Below are 14795 nucleotides of genomic sequence, written 5' to 3' on the forward strand. Positions count from 1 at the left end.
CCCTGGAGCAAAGGCCGGAAACCCATTCTATTTGTTATTGGGCCACTATAGCCTATTTGGCGCGGCGTTTTCTCAAGTGCGCGACAAGACCTTGCGTGGATGCGTCCTTGTCCTTTGGCTTGACCTCGCCGGAGACAATCGGGAGAAGTTCTGTTGCCAGCTCCTTGCCCAACTCAACACCCCACTGGTCAAAAGCATTGATCCCGAAAAGCTGCGCCTCGACAAACACTCGGTGTTCGTAGAGTGCAATCAGGCGGCCAAGCGCAAAGGGGTCGAGCTTGTCGTAAACGATGGTGATCGATGGACGATTGCCGGTGAAAACGCGGTGCGGTGCAATCCGTTTCACTTCGGACTTCGGCAGATTTTTCGCTGTAAGCTGCGCCTTGGCTTCATCAAGCGTCCGCCCTTTCATCAGGGCTTCCGACTGGGCAAGGCAATTGGCAAGCAGCATCTCGTGCTGATTGTCCAGATGTGGTTCATGCCCCTTCGCCGCGACAATAAACTCCAGCGGGATCGTATCTGTGCCCTGATGCAGAAGCTGGAAGAAAGCGTGCTGGCCATTGGTGCCGGGCTCACCCCAGACGACAGGCCCGGTTGGCCCTGAGACAGGCTTGCCATCAACAGTGACGCCCTTGCCGTTCGATTCCATATCGAGTTGTTGCAGATAAGCGGGCAAACGGGCCAGACGCTGATCATAGGGAATAACGGCACGGCTGGTATAGCCTGAGATGGCACGGTGCCAATATCCGACCAGACCAAGCATCATGGGCAGATTCTTATGCAGCGCAGCTTTACGGAAATGTTCATCCATTGAATGGGCGCCGTCGAGGAAACGGCCAAAATTTTCGGGCCCGATAGCGATCATCAGAGGCAGACCAATAGCCGACCAGATGGAATAGCGACCGCCGACCCAATCCCAGAAACCAAAGATCCGGTCTTCCGGAATACCAAAGGCGTCGACCTTGTCGAGCGCGGTCGAAACTGCAGCAAAATGCTGGCCAACGGCCTTCTCGCCCAACGCGTCGGCAATCCATTTGCGCGCTGCCTTGGCATTGGTCATGGTTTCAATGGTGGTGAATGTCTTCGAGGCGACGATGATCAGCGTTGTCGCCGGGTCAAGGCCTTTCAGTGTATCGGCGATATGCGCGCCATCAACATTGGAGACAAAATGCGTCTTCGGCCCATCATGATATGGTGACAGCGCGAGCGTTGCCATGGCCGGCCCAAGATCGGAACCACCAATACCAATATTGATCACGTCAGAAATCGGCTTGTTCTTGGAACCCTTGATCACTCCCGAGCGCAGACCATCCGCATAGGCACCCATGCGTTTGAGCACATCATTGACGCCGGGCATAACATCCACACCATCAACCTTGATAGGCTTGTTGGAGCGGTTGCGCAGCGCTGTGTGCAGAACGGCGCGGCCTTCCGTATTGTTGATTGGTTCGCCGGCAAACATTGCATCACGCCGGGCTTCGACATTGGCAACTTTTGCCAGATCGGCAAGAAGAGACAATGTCTTGTCATTGACGAGACATTTCGACCAGTCGAGAAGAAGATCATCAAGATGGAGTGAGTAGCGGTCGAAGCGTTTGGGATCTTCTGCAAAGGTTGCGCGCATGTTTTTCGGTGCGCCGCTTTTGAAATGTGCTTTCAATGCTTGAACGGAACCACGCAGGTCGTTCGCTTTCACCTTCGCCATATCTCTCTCCTGAAGTCACGCCTTGAACCTGTCGGGCAGGAACCTGCCACCGGAATCATTTTGTTTCAATCGGTTTGAAGCAGAATCTCTTCTGATTTAACGTCATGCCGATTTACATCAGGAGTGTGCGCCGCAAATCCGGGCGGAACTGCGGCGCAAAAGTCTATCAGCCCTTGATGGCTGTCAGAACTTCGTCATACGCCTTGCAGGCGTCTTTCAGATCGGTCTGGCCCTGATACTTGGTCGCCAGTTCCTGCATCTTGGTAACAATTCCCTGTGCCTTGGATGGATCTTTGGTAACGACCTGCTGTACGGCAGCGGTGATTTCACCGGCCTTTTTGGTCAGCTCTTCCTGGGTGCAGGTAGGGGCTTTCGAGCAACCGACGAGAGCGACAGCCAGCAGCGAAATGCCGGCGACCATTTTCAATTTCATTTGCAGTCTCCCTTGATGAGATGAGTGAAGTAGAGAAGTGAAACACTTCTCCGATATTGCCCTGTGATGCGTCATCCCTACGGAATCACAAAGTCTTAACCCTGTTATTACACTGCCTCTGTTCGGTCCAGAGCCATCATCGCCAGTATCATGATGTTTTGTGACAGGATTTAATACATTGGCAAAAATATTGGCCTTTATAAATTGTGGACAGGCTGAGTCGTCTATTTTAGCCTTCTCTTTGCAAAGAGGATTTGAAATATGGACATAACAGGCGAAGAGCGCATCGCTGCACCACGCGATGCAGTCTGGAAAGCATTGAATGATCCGGACGTCCTGAAAGCCTGTATTCCCGGCTGCGAGAGGCTTGAATGGATTTCAGATAGGGAACTTGAAGCGACAGTTGTCGTGAAACTCAGCCTCATAAAAGCGCGGTTCAGCGGCAGGATTGAACTGAGCAATCTCAATCCGCCGCACTCCTACACCATCACCGCCGAGGGCAAGGGCGGTATTGCCGGATTTGCCAAAGGCGCAGCAGATGTCACCCTGATCGAGGACGGCAACGAGACTGTGCTTGTCTACAAGGTCCATGCTGATGTGAGTGGCAGAATCGCGCAAATCGGTGGCCGACTGGTATGGTCCTGGGCCACAAAACTTGCCGCCCGGTTTTTCGAAAACCTTGGTCAAATTGCCGCCGGCACCTGAGAGCTTCCAGAAATCGACCGGCCTGTCGTATTTTCCATAAGCCATGGCGGAATGACGTTTGGGTCTGATGCAACGAAGCCGGATATCCTGCCTGCAGATTAAAGATTGCATTCAGGCTGGAATTCATGCGCGCGTTTGACTTCATCATTGTTGGCTCAGGTTCAGCTGGATCGGTTGTTGCCGAGCGCCTGTCCGCCAGCGGACGCCATTCCGTGCTTGTGCTGGAAGCTGGTGGTTCGGATCGGCGGTTTTTCGTTCAGATGCCGCTTGGTTACGGCAAGACCTTTTATGACAAATCCGTCAACTGGATGTACCGCGCCGAATCCGATCCGGGTCTTGGCGGCAATGCCGATTACTGGCCGCGCGGCAAGGTGCTCGGCGGATCAAGCTCGATCAACGCCATGGTCTATGTGCGCGGTGCGAGGGAAGATTTTGACGAATGGCGCGAGCGTGGCAATCCCGGCTGGGGCCATGATGACCTGCTCTCCATATTCCGGGCGCTGGAAGATCACGACGGACCAGCGAAAAGCCTTGGCCGCGGCGGTCCTGTACATGTCACCGATTGCTCGGGACTGTTTCATCCACTTACCAACCAAATTCTGAAAGCCGCACAGGAGGCGGGCTTACCCTATAATCCTGATTTTAATGGTGCTACGCAGGAGGGTACAGGACCATTTCAGCTGACCACGAAGAACGGGCGGCGCATGTCCGCCGCGCGGGCTTTCCTGCGCCCGGCGATGAAACGCGCCAATGTGACTGTACTCACAGGCGCCATGGTGCAGCGCGTCACTTTCGCGGGCAAGCGCGCCACCGGTGTCACATTTGTCCGCAATGGCCAAACCGAGACAGTCACTGCCGGGCGCGAAGTCATTCTGTGTGGCGGTTCCGTCAACTCGCCACAGCTGCTTGAACTATCGGGTATTGGCAATGCAACGCGATTGCAGCAACTCGGCATTCCCGTCATACATGCCAATAGTCAGGTTGGAGAAAACCTGCAGGATCATCTCGGTATCAATTACACCTACCGCGCCAATGTTGCCTCGCTCAATCAGGTGCTGCGGCCATGGTGGGGAAAGATGCTGGTCGGCATCGAATATCTGCTGCTGCGAACGGGGCCGCTATCGATCAGCATGAATCAGGGCGGGGGCTTTTTTCGCACCGATCCATCCCGCCCACGGCCGAACATGCAGCTTTATTTTCAGGCGTTCTCAACAGTGCGTCCCAAGGAGGGCGAACGGCCAATCCTCACACCTGACCCATGGCCGGGCTTTTCCATTGGCCTGTCCAATTGCCGTCCGACCAGCGTCGGCTCTATCCATATTCGCTCTGAGAATCCGCTTGAAGCACCGCGGATTGTGCCGAATGCCTTTTCCACGGAGCATGATGTGGCTGAGATGCTCGATGCGGTTAAATTCCTGCGGAAAATTGCGGGCACACCAACCCTGTCAAAACTGATTGTCGAGGAGTTATTGCCCGGCCCGGATTGCCAGAGCAACGAGGACCTGATTACCGATTTCCGTAAGCGCAGCGGTACGGTCTATCATCCCGTTTCCACCTGTCGCATGGGGCCAGACCCCGCTCAGTCGGTGGTCGATCCGCGCTTGCGCGTTCACGGTGTCGAGGGCCTGCGCGTTATCGATTGTTCGATTTTTCCCAACATCATATCGGGCAACACCAATGCCGCTGCCATGATGGTGGGTGCCAAGGGCGCAAGCCTTGTTCTGGAAGATCTTGCATAAATCTCATCTCTTTCAATAGTCCAATTCAATCCTTCCTTTGCGAGCGCCAGAGGATGGAACACATCGTTTTCGCATTTTCTTGACCGTTTGATAAAAAATTTGACCTTTTGTAAAAATCTGGCATTCTTCCCCTCAACAGGCGCCGGACATACCGGCCCACCACCAAATTGCGGATGTTTCCAAAGGGAACGGGACGCCGCAATTTCAGAAATGGAGAGGCGATTTCATGGGATCGATTGATTCTGGAATCCGTGATGTGAGGGCCGGACGGCTTGAGTCTGAGGTCTACACCGATGTTTTTTCCGATCTGCACCCGGCTCTGACACGGCATGAGGCCTTTGTCGAATCCGACCGCTGTTACTTCTGCTACGATGCGCCGTGCATGAATGCCTGTCCCACGGGCATCGATATTCCGCTATTCATTCGCCAGATTGCCGCCGACAACCCCACCGGTTCGGCAAAGACCATTCTTTCCGAAAACATTCTGGGGGGCATGTGTGCCCGTGTCTGCCCGACAGAAACCCTGTGCGAGCAGGCCTGCGTGCGCGAAACGGCCGAAGGCAAGCCGGTCAAGATCGGGCTTCTGCAACGCTATGCCACCGATCATCTGATGGAAAAAGGCCAGCACCCATTCAAACGGGCTGAACCAACAGGCAAGAGCGTTGCCGTTGTCGGTGCCGGTCCTGCCGGATTGTCCGCTGCGCATCGCCTTGCCAAGCATGGGCACAATGTAACGATCTTCGAGGCACGGCCCAAGGCTGGCGGGCTCAATGAATATGGTATCGCCGCCTATAAGAGCGTCGATAATTTCGCCCAGCAGGAACTCGATTTCATTCTGGAAATCGGCGGAATCACCATCGAGAATGACAAGGCGCTTGGCCGGGATATCAGCATCGACGCGCTGAAAGCGGGTTTTGATGCGGTGTTCCTTGGCATGGGCTTGCCGGGCGTTAATGAACTTGGCCTTGAAGGGGAAGACGCCGCAGGCTGCATCGATGCGGTTGATTACATCTCCGTACTGCGCCAGAGCGAAGACCTGTCGCAAATATCCGTCGGACGCGATGTTGTCGTCATTGGTGGAGGCATGACCGCCATCGACGTGGCAGTCCAGACCAAACTGCTTGGTGCGGAGAATGTCATTATCGCCTACCGGCGCGGGCCGGAAAGCATGAATGCCAGCCCCTATGAACAGGAACTGGCGCTGAAAACCGGTGTCATCATCCGTCATTGGTTGCAGCCGCGTGCGCTTACCCGCAACGCGGCAGGCGAAGTCTGCGGTATCACGCTTGACTATACGGCCATGGTCGATGGCAGGCTTGCCGGGACAGGCGAGAGCATCACGCTTGCCAGTGACCAGATTTTCAAGGCCATTGGCCAGACACCGGCGCAGAGCATTTTAGCTGAATCCGGCTTGGCTTTGGCGAAGGGACGCATCAGCGTCGATGATGATCGCCGTACATCAGTTCCCGGTATATGGGCGGGCGGTGACTGCATTGCCGGTGGTCAGGATTTGACTGTGGCAGCGGTTCAGGATGGCAAGCTTGCCGCTGAATCGATCCATCGCGCCTTGACGCAGCAGCCGGAGAAAGTCAGCGGGTTTGTTGAAGCCGTCATGGCCGAAAATCCGGATGGCACGTCAGCCGCAGCTGAGCATCCCACCCATCCACACCAGATTGCTGGTTGAAGGAGATATCGACATGGCTGATCTTTCATCGAATTTCCTCGGCATCAAATCCCCTAACCCCTTCTGGCTGGCTTCTGCACCACCAACGGATAAGGCCTACAATGTCGAGCGCGCCTTCAAGGCGGGCTGGGGCGGTGTAGTCTGGAAGACATTGGGGGAAGAGGGTCCACCTGTCGTCAACGTCAACGGTCCACGCTATGGCGCAATCCACGGCCCTGACCGGCGGTTGCTTGGCCTGAACAATATCGAGCTTATCACCGACCGCCCGCTGGAAGTGAACCTGCGGGAAATGACCGAGGTGAAGAAGAAGTGGCCAGACCGGGCGCTGATTGCCTCTATCATGGTGCCCTGCGAGGAGAACGCCTGGAAAGCCATTCTGCCCTTGGTTGAGGCTACCGGTGCTGACGGTATCGAGCTTAACTTCGGCTGCCCGCACGGCATGTCCGAGCGCGGCATGGGTGCCGCTGTCGGTCAGGTACCTGAATATATCGAAATGGTTGTCCGCTGGTGCAAACAGTATACGCGCATGCCTGTCATCACCAAGCTGACGCCGAATATCGCCGATATTCGCAAGCCCGCACGGGCGGCAAAAGCCGGTGGTACGGACGCCGTGTCACTGATCAACACCATCAATTCCATTGTATCGGTTGATCTTGATACATTTGCGCCCAATCCATCGATTGATGGCCGTGGTTCACATGGCGGTTATTGTGGTCCGGCAGTCAAGCCAATCGCGCTGAACATGGTGGCGGAAATTGCGCGTGATGCGGAAACCCGTGGCCTGCCGATTTCGGGCATTGGCGGTATCACCACTTGGCGCGATGCGGCTGAATTCATCGCGCTTGGTTGTGGCAATGTGCAGGTCTGCACCGCCGCCATGACCTACGGCTTCAAGGTCGTGCAGGAGATGATCGACGGATTGTCCGATTGGATGGATTCACGTGGTTTCAGCTCCATCGAAGACTTTCGCGGTCTGGCCGTGCCGAATGTTTCTGACTGGCAATATCTCAACCTCAACTACATCACCAAGGCGCAGATCGATCAGGATCTCTGCATCAAATGCGGTCGTTGTCACATCGCCTGCGAAGACACATCGCATCAGGCCATCACAGCGATGGTTGACGGTGCGCGGCATTTCGAGGTGATTGATGAGGAATGCGTTGGCTGCAATCTCTGCGTCAATGTCTGCCCGGTTGATAACTGCATCACCATGGTGCCGATGACGTCGGGCGTTGATCCACGCACCAAGACACCGATTCAGCCTGATTACGCCAACTGGACGACACACCCGAACAATCCGATGGCCAAGGCTGCTGCAGAGTAGCAAACTTAAAACCCGCCCTTCGAGGCGGGTTTTTTGTGAAGTGTCTGGTTCATGTTTCGTGGTTCGACATAACAACCATGAGGGAAAGTGTGGATGCAACGCTAATCGCAAGGGGTACAGTATAAAGCACCCCTCATCCTGAGCCTGTCCAAGGGACTGCAACTTGTACAGCTACGAATAGCTACTCTACCATGTAATCGTGGACGACTTCCCCAAGTCCCAATGTCAGATCGGCAATGAAATGCGAAGCTGACAGAACTTCCAGCACCGGCAGACGTGAGACGTCAGCCATGACATGTGCATGAAGTTCCAGCGCGGCAGGGGCGGTCCATGCGCCCTTCAGATCAATATCCTGCAGGTGATACTGAACCAGCTCGCAAATGCGTGCCGTGCCGTCCACATGCGGAATAATCTTGATGAGATAATTCGGCAGCAGGAGCGATTTCAGCACGGCATCATGATCGGCAGCTTTGTGCTTATAGCCCATGGTGCCGGTGGCACAGAGGACGCTGCCATAATGCAGGGTACCAAGGATGGTTTCGCCCTCATGGGTGATTTTCGGGCTGGCCAGTTTCTTCGGGAAACCCCAGATCTCACGCCCACCCGCAATCGGGGCGTCATCATCGAGATACATGGAATGAACGTAAACACCATCCTTGCCATTAAAGCGGACCGGGATGACCTGGCCAGACTCCGTATAGTCACCAAAACCGGTGGAGTCGGGCATACGGATGAACTCGAATTTGACGACCGGTTCCGTGATCTCAAGCGGTTCCGGCACGACAGCCCTCAGTGCTTCCGGATCGGTGCGATAGGTGATGACCACATATTCACGGTTGATGAAACGGTAGGGTCCCGGCGGATAGGACGGGTTGGTAAGCGGCATGGCATAGGCGGAACGAACGTCGGATATTTTCACGGGTTATCTCCGGATATCAGGGGCGGCCTTGCTGACAAGACAGGCGCGACAACGAATATTGCAGCGCGATGTGACAATAGTGCAATGCACAATCTACGCTTGTCAATTTCGCGTGAGATCACCTGATTGGTGATCTGCATATACGTGGTTCGTGGTTCGTGGTTCGACAAGCTCACCATGAGGGAGAGGGATGATGCAACGCTAATCGCAAAGATTGCAGCGCGAAGCGTGTAGAACTTGACTCCCTTTCATCCACACTCTCCCTCATGGTGAGCTTGTCGAACCACGAACCACGTATATGCAGATCACCAATCACAGCCTAGGGCGAATACCATTCAAAATAATACTCAAAACCGCCTGCGCCGTCTGTTCGCGGAAACCAGGACGGCCAACCTGATTGCCCATAATGGCACGGACCTGCACGTCGAAATCCGCATAGTGCTGGGTGGTGGCCCAGATCATGAAAATAAGGTGATAGGGATCAACCGGTGCAAGCTTGCCCTCGCCCACCCAGCGGCGGATAACTGCCGCCTTGTCATCCACCAGCGGCTTCAGATGCTTGGTCAGGAATTCGCTGATAGCCGGTGCGCCATGCAGCACTTCATTGGCAAAAAGCCGTGATGCCTCCGGATGGCTTTCCGACATGCGGATTTTCACCGTGATGTATTTGCGCAATTGCTCGATTGGATCGCCCTCGGGATCAATCTCTGCAAGCGGTGCGAGCCATTCCTCCAGCGTCTCCTCCAGCAGCGTCACATAGATATTCTGCTTGCGCGGAAAATAGTAGAGCAGGTTCGGCTTGGACATGCCTGCCTTGTCGGCGATCTGATCGATGGTGGTGCCGCGAAAACCATAGGTGGAAAAAACATCAAGGGCAGCGTCAAGGATGAGACGGCGGTTGATTTCCTGAATCCGCGTTGTCTTTTCCGGCACTTCGCTGGTCTTTTTCTTCGTTGCCCTTGCCATGCTCCTCACCCCTTCTTGGTACTGGACACGACGGCTTTTTCGTCGCATCCCGGAACCACCCTTATTTCCCATAAAGCGCTTGACCGGCTTCCTATGCTCTTCTAGCCTGCATTTTGACCAACTAGTCAAGTTTTTGATTGCACCACAGGTTCAATCATTCGGGAACACAAAACAAGCGGCAATGTCCGCAAATCAGGAGGCGTACGTCACATGTCGAAATCGGCATTGGGATTGGGCACCAACAATCTCGAGGCGTTCTGGATGCCGTTTTCGGCAAACAGGCAATTCAAGCAAAATCCGCGTCTTCTGGTCAGTGCCAAGGACATGCATTTCAAGTCCGCCGATGGCCGCGAAATCCTTGATGGAACCGCCGGCCTGTGGTGCTGCAATGCCGGTCACTCGCGCCCGAAGATCGTCGAAGCTGTGCAGAAGCAGGTTGCCGAACTCGACTATGCGCCCGCCTTCCAGATGGGCCATCCCAAAGTCTTCGAACTGGCGGCACGTCTCGCCGCCATGCTGCCCTCGCCAATTGATCATGTATTCTTCACCAATTCGGGTTCGGAATCGGTCGATACAGCGCTCAAGATCGCGCTTGCCTATCACCGGGCCAAAGGCAATGGCACCAAGACCAAACTGATCGGCCGCGAGCGTGGCTATCATGGCGTCGGTTTCGGCGGCATTTCCGTTGGCGGCATTTCCGGCAACCGCAAGGCGTTTGGCAATGCACTTGGCGGGGTCGATCACATCCGTCACACGCATGATCTGGCGCGCAATGCCTTTACCCGCGGCGAACCTGAATATGGCGCGGAATTTGCCGATGATCTGGAAAAGGTCATCGCTCTGCATGACGCCTCGAACATTGCCGCCGTTATTGTTGAGCCGGTCGCAGGATCGACAGGCGTTCTCATCCCGCCAAAAGGCTATCTGAAACGCCTGCGCGATATCTGCACCAAGAATGATATCCTGCTGATCTTTGATGAAGTCATTACGGGTTTTGGCCGTCTTGGTACGCCTTTTGCCGTTGACTATTTCGGCGTGGTTCCTGATCTCATCACCACAGCCAAAGGCATCACCAGCGGCGTGATTCCAATGGGCGCAGTTTTTGCTTCCAAGCAAATCTACGATGCCTTCATGACTGCCCCTGAGAACACCATCGAGCTGTTCCATGGCTATACCTATTCCGGCCACCCGGTCGCCTGTGCGGCGGCACTGGCAACACTCGACACCTATGAGGAAGAGGGTCTGCTCACCCGCGCAGCCGAGCTTTCGGATTACTGGGCTGACGCACTGCATGCCCTCAAAGGCCTGCCGCACGTCATCGATATCCGCAATCTTGGTCTGATCGGCGCGATTGAACTGGAACCTATCCCCGGTGCGCCGACGAAACGCGCCTTCCAGGCGTTCCTCGACGCCTATGAGAAGGGCGTTCTTATCCGCACAACAGGCGATATCATTGCGCTGTCGCCACCGCTGATCATCACCAAAGGCCAGATCGAACATCTCTTCGATACATTGGCCGATGTCCTCAAGAACCTCGCATAATCGAAAGGCTCTCACATGGCGCTCACTGGAAATCTGAGGATCAACGGCGACCGTCTCTGGGACAGCCTGATGGAAATGGCAAAGATCGGACCGGGTCTGCGCGGCGGTAACAACCGCCAGACTCTGACCGATGAGGATGCCGAGGGCCGACGTCTGTTCCAGAGCTGGTGCGAAAAGGCTGGCCTGACCATGGGCGTCGACACCATGGGCAATATGTTCTTCCATCGCGAGGGTACGGACCCGGATGCCCTGCCCGTTTATGTCGGCAGCCATCTTGATACTCAACCGACCGGCGGCAAATATGACGGCGTTCTCGGTGTGCTTGGGGGGCTGGAACTGATCCGCACCCTCAATGATCTCAATATCAAAACCAAACATCCCATCGTCGTGGTCAACTGGACCAATGAGGAAGGCACGCGCTTTGCTCCGGCCATGCTGGCATCTGGTGTCTTTGCCGGTATCCACACTCAGGACTGGGCCTATGCGCGCGAAGATGCCAAGGGCAAGACATTCGGCGACGAGCTGGAGCGTATTGGCTGGAAGGGCGATGAAGATGTCGGCACGCGCAAGATGCACGCATTGTTCGAATTGCATATCGAGCAGGGCCCTATTCTCGAAATCGAAGGCAAGGATATTGGCGTTGTCACCCATGGACAGGGATTGTGGTGGCTACAGATTACGTTGACCGGCAAAGACAGCCATACGGGCTCAACACCCATGCCCATGCGCAGGAATGCCGGGCTCGGCATGGCGCGCATCACCGAACTCGTCCACACCATCGCCATGGCCCATCAGCCAAGCGCTGTCGGTGCCATTGGCCATTGCGATGTCTATCCCAATTCGCGCAATGTCATTCCCGGCAAGGTGGTTTTCACCGTCGATTTTCGCTCGCCGGATATCGGGACATTAAACGCGATGAAGGCCGAGCTTGAGGAAAAGGCGCCGAAGATCGCCAGGGAGCTGGGGCTGGAAATTGAAATCGAAGAAGCTGGGCATTTTGATCCCGTTACCTTCGACGAGGGCTGTGTGACCGCTGTGCGCAATGCAGCCGAGCGTCTTGGTTATAGCCATCGCAACATCATTTCCGGTGCCGGGCATGATGCCTGCTGGGTCAACCGGGTTGCGCCGACGGCGATGGTCATGTGCCCCTGCGTTGGCGGACTTAGCCATAATGAAGATGAAGAAATTTCCAAGGAATGGGCGGCCGCCGGTGCGGATGTCCTTCTGCATGCTGTTCTGGAAACGGCGGTGATTGAAACCTGACCGGATAACCGTTCATACAGAGCAACATGTTCGACAAAAGACCAATAAGGGGAACGAACACATGGCTACGAAAGTGATCAAAGGCGGGACAATCATTGCCGCCGACCGCACCTACAGGGCGGATGTGCTGATTGATGGCGATATCATCGCCCAGATCGGCTCTGATCTTTCCGGCGATGAGATTATTGATGCGACGGGCTGCTATCTGATGCCGGGTGGTATTGATCCGCATACCCATCTCGAAATGCCTTTCATGGGCACGCATTCCTCCGACGATTTCGATACCGGTACCGCAGCGGCGCTGGCGGGCGGAACGACAATGGTCGTCGATTTCGTTCTCCCCGGTTCGGACGGCTTGCTTGCAGCCTTGCAGGACTGGTTCCAGAAAGCGGGCAAGGCGCGCACCGACTATTCCTTCCACATGGCCATCACCGGCTGGAACAAACAGATTTTTGACGAGATGCCAAAGGTGGTTGAGCGCGGCATCAATACGTTCAAGCACTTCATGGCCTATAAGGGCGCGCTGATGGTGGATGATGACGAAATGTTCGCCTCGTTCACGCGCTGTGCCGAAATCGGTGCCATGCCACTGGTTCATGCGGAAAATGGCGATGTGGTCGCCCATCTCCAGCAGAAGCTTCTGTCCGAAGGCAATAATGGGCCGGAGGCTCATGGCTATTCCCGCCCGCCGGAGATCGAGGGCGAAGCCGCCAACCGCGCCATCATGATTGCCGATCAGGCGGGTGTACCGCTCTATATCGTGCATGTGTCCTGCGAGCAGGCACATGAAGCGATCCGCCGCGCACGCCAGAAAGGCATGCGCGTATATGGCGAACCGCTGGTGCAGCATCTGACGCTTGACGAAGGCGAGTACAAGAATAAGGACTGGGACTATGCGGCGCGGCGCGTGATGTCGCCGCCGTTTCGCGATAAAAGCCATCAGGACGGATTGTGGGCCGGTCTCGCCTCCGGCAGCCTGCAAGTGGTGGCAACGGATCACTGTGCCTTCACAACAGAACAGAAACGCTTTGGTGTCGGCGATTTTACCAAGATTCCGAACGGTACAGGCGGCCTTGAAGACCGCATGCCTGTTCTTTGGACAAAAGGCGTTCGCACCGGCCGCCTGACGCCCAACGAATTCGTGGCTGTCACGTCCACAAACATTGCCCGCATTCTCAACATTTACCCGCGCAAGGGTGCAATCCTGCAGGGCTCGGACGCTGATATCGTCATCTGGGACCCCGAGGCATCGAAGGTCATTTCTGCCAAGACGCAGAAATCCGCCATCGACTACAATGTATTTGAAGGCATCGAGGTAACAGGCCTGCCACGCATCACCCTGTCACGCGGTCAGATTGCCTATAAAGATGGCGAAGTACTCGCTCCCACGGGCAGCGGACGTTTTGTCGAACGCGAGGCCAATGCGCCCGCCAATCGCGCACTTTCCACCTGGAAGGAACTCACGGCACCGCGTAAGGTTGAGCGTGATCCGAAGAACATACCGGCGGGTGTCTGATGGGGTTGATATGAATGCAATGCCTCAAGTAGCCCTCAAAAATGTGATTGATGTCAAAGACCTGTCGTTGGTCTTCCAGACCAATGACGGGCCTGTTAACGCCCTGTCGAACATCAATCTTGCAGTGAATGGCGGCGAATTCGTTTCCTTCATCGGACCATCCGGTTGCGGCAAGACAACCCTTTTGCGCGTTATTGCCGATCTGGAGCAGCCAACCTCGGGTGCGATCTCCGTCAATGGCATGACGCCTTCCGAGGCACGTCAGAAACGCGCTTATGGTTATGTATTTCAGGCTGCAGCGCTTTATCCATGGCGCACTATTGGCGGCAATATTTCGCTGCCACTGGAGGTCATGGGTGTTCCCAAGGCCGAGCGGGCAGCCCGCATCGCCAAAAACCTTGAACTGGTCAATCTCTCCGGTTTTGAAAAGAAGTTTCCGTGGCAACTATCAGGCGGCATGCAGCAGCGTGCCTCCATCGCAAGGGCGCTTTCCTTCGATCCTGATATGCTGCTGATGGATGAACCATTTGGCGCACTTGATGAGATTGTCCGCGATCACCTCAATGAGCAGTTGTTAAAGCTCTGGGCCAAGACACAGAAGACCGTAATTTTCGTCACTCATTCCATTCCTGAAGCGGTGTTTCTCTCAACGAAGATTGTTGTGATGAGCCCGCGTCCGGGCCGAATTCACGAGATTATCGACTGCAATCTCGGCACTGAACGCACGCTCGATATTCGCGAGACACCGGCGTTTCTTGAGATTGCACACCGGGTTCGTGAAGGCCTGCGCCATGGCCATTCCTATGATGGAGAATGACATGGGCAGTTGGCATTATCGTGGTGCGTGGTTGGATAAGCTCACGATGAGGGAGATGGGTGATGAAAGGGAGTCAAGGTCTGCAACGTTGGCGACTATCATTGCAGCCAACACGCGCCCTTATGGTGAGCTTGTCGAACCACGCACTGTGGTAATGCCATGGTCTGGTACATCATGAGTAA

The 14795-nt window shown here is 55.3% G+C and carries 12 protein-coding genes; 8 read left to right on the forward strand and 4 right to left on the reverse strand.

Translation table 11 applies throughout. The features are described from left to right. Positions 1-52: 52 nt before the first annotated feature. Positions 53-1705: a glucose-6-phosphate isomerase gene (pgi, locus tag FHW17_RS02455; protein WP_112522654.1), complete on the reverse strand. Its 1653-nt coding sequence runs from the start codon at positions 1703-1705 to the stop codon at positions 53-55. 166 nt (positions 1706-1871) lie between these two features. Beyond that, positions 1872-2138 carry a hypothetical protein gene (locus FHW17_RS02460; protein ID WP_091879131.1) on the reverse strand — a complete coding sequence of 89 codons (267 nt, stop codon included), beginning with the start codon at positions 2136-2138 and terminating at the stop codon, positions 1872-1874. Positions 2139-2399: 261 nt separating this feature from the next. On the opposite strand from FHW17_RS02460, the gene FHW17_RS02465 reads away from it, so the two are divergent. The 4 genes from FHW17_RS02465 (at position 2400) to preA (ending at position 7590) form a co-directional block, all read left to right on the forward strand. Next, positions 2400-2843 (forward strand): carbon monoxide dehydrogenase subunit G, encoded by a 444-nt coding sequence (locus FHW17_RS02465; protein WP_182509144.1) that lies wholly within the window; start codon positions 2400-2402, stop codon positions 2841-2843. A gap of 125 nt (positions 2844-2968) precedes the next feature. Next, positions 2969-4582, forward strand: coding sequence for a GMC family oxidoreductase N-terminal domain-containing protein (locus FHW17_RS02470; RefSeq protein ID WP_182509145.1), 1614 nt, complete (start codon positions 2969-2971; stop codon positions 4580-4582). 226 nt (positions 4583-4808) lie between these two features. After that, positions 4809-6266, forward strand: a complete 1458-nt coding sequence (locus FHW17_RS02475; protein ID WP_182509146.1) for an NAD(P)-dependent oxidoreductase — start codon at positions 4809-4811, stop codon at positions 6264-6266. Positions 6267-6279: 13 nt separating this feature from the next. Beyond that, positions 6280-7590, forward strand: a complete 1311-nt coding sequence (gene preA, locus FHW17_RS02480) for an NAD-dependent dihydropyrimidine dehydrogenase subunit PreA (RefSeq protein WP_091880163.1) — start codon at positions 6280-6282, stop codon at positions 7588-7590. A gap of 181 nt (positions 7591-7771) precedes the next feature. Here the strand turns inward: preA and FHW17_RS02485 are convergent, their stop codons facing one another. Both FHW17_RS02485 and rutR read right to left on the reverse strand, forming a co-directional pair. Next, a complete protein-coding gene (locus tag FHW17_RS02485) occupies positions 7772-8509 on the reverse strand; it encodes an acetoacetate decarboxylase (protein WP_182509147.1) in 738 nt (245 codons plus the stop codon). 312 nt (positions 8510-8821) lie between these two features. After that, positions 8822-9475 (reverse strand): HTH-type transcriptional regulator RutR, encoded by a 654-nt coding sequence (gene rutR / locus FHW17_RS02490; protein ID WP_182509148.1) that lies wholly within the window; start codon positions 9473-9475, stop codon positions 8822-8824. A 210-nt stretch (positions 9476-9685) separates the two neighbouring features. On the opposite strand from rutR, the gene FHW17_RS02495 reads away from it, so the two are divergent. The 4 genes from FHW17_RS02495 (at position 9686) to FHW17_RS02510 (ending at position 14613) form a co-directional block, all read left to right on the forward strand. After that, positions 9686-11017 (forward strand): aspartate aminotransferase family protein, encoded by a 1332-nt coding sequence (locus FHW17_RS02495; protein WP_112522660.1) that lies wholly within the window; start codon positions 9686-9688, stop codon positions 11015-11017. Positions 11018-11032: 15 nt separating this feature from the next. Continuing rightward, on the forward strand, positions 11033-12280 hold the full coding sequence (locus FHW17_RS02500) for a Zn-dependent hydrolase (protein WP_182509149.1): 1248 nt from the start codon (positions 11033-11035) through the stop codon (positions 12278-12280). A gap of 61 nt (positions 12281-12341) precedes the next feature. After that, positions 12342-13796: a dihydropyrimidinase gene (gene hydA / locus FHW17_RS02505; protein ID WP_182509150.1), complete on the forward strand. Its 1455-nt coding sequence runs from the start codon at positions 12342-12344 to the stop codon at positions 13794-13796. A 19-nt stretch (positions 13797-13815) separates the two neighbouring features. Beyond that, positions 13816-14613 (forward strand): ABC transporter ATP-binding protein, encoded by a 798-nt coding sequence (locus FHW17_RS02510; protein ID WP_182509151.1) that lies wholly within the window; start codon positions 13816-13818, stop codon positions 14611-14613. Positions 14614-14795: the final 182 nt, after the last annotated feature.

This window comes from Phyllobacterium sp. P30BS-XVII, assembly GCF_014138335.1.
Taxonomy (GTDB): Bacteria; Pseudomonadota; Alphaproteobacteria; order Rhizobiales; family Rhizobiaceae; genus Phyllobacterium; species Phyllobacterium meliloti.

What these genes read in the sequence shown, in the direction of transcription:
- pgi (WP_112522654.1), bottom strand. Translation starts at nt 1,705, where the DNA reads ATGGCGAAGGTGAAAGCGAACGACCTGCGTGGTTCCGTTCAAGCATTG.
- FHW17_RS02460 (WP_091879131.1), bottom strand. Translation starts at nt 2,138, where the DNA reads ATGAAATTGAAAATGGTCGCCGGCATTTCGCTGCTGGCTGTCGCTCTC.
- FHW17_RS02465 (WP_182509144.1), top strand. Translation starts at nt 2,400, where the DNA reads ATGGACATAACAGGCGAAGAGCGCATCGCTGCACCACGCGATGCAGTC.
- FHW17_RS02470 (WP_182509145.1), top strand. Translation starts at nt 2,969, where the DNA reads ATGCGCGCGTTTGACTTCATCATTGTTGGCTCAGGTTCAGCTGGATCG.
- FHW17_RS02475 (WP_182509146.1), top strand. Translation starts at nt 4,809, where the DNA reads ATGGGATCGATTGATTCTGGAATCCGTGATGTGAGGGCCGGACGGCTT.
- preA (WP_091880163.1), top strand. Translation starts at nt 6,280, where the DNA reads ATGGCTGATCTTTCATCGAATTTCCTCGGCATCAAATCCCCTAACCCC.
- rutR (WP_182509148.1), bottom strand. Translation starts at nt 9,475, where the DNA reads ATGGCAAGGGCAACGAAGAAAAAGACCAGCGAAGTGCCGGAAAAGACA.
- FHW17_RS02495 (WP_112522660.1), top strand. Translation starts at nt 9,686, where the DNA reads ATGTCGAAATCGGCATTGGGATTGGGCACCAACAATCTCGAGGCGTTC.
- FHW17_RS02500 (WP_182509149.1), top strand. Translation starts at nt 11,033, where the DNA reads ATGGCGCTCACTGGAAATCTGAGGATCAACGGCGACCGTCTCTGGGAC.
- hydA (WP_182509150.1), top strand. Translation starts at nt 12,342, where the DNA reads ATGGCTACGAAAGTGATCAAAGGCGGGACAATCATTGCCGCCGACCGC.
- FHW17_RS02510 (WP_182509151.1), top strand. Translation starts at nt 13,816, where the DNA reads ATGCCTCAAGTAGCCCTCAAAAATGTGATTGATGTCAAAGACCTGTCG.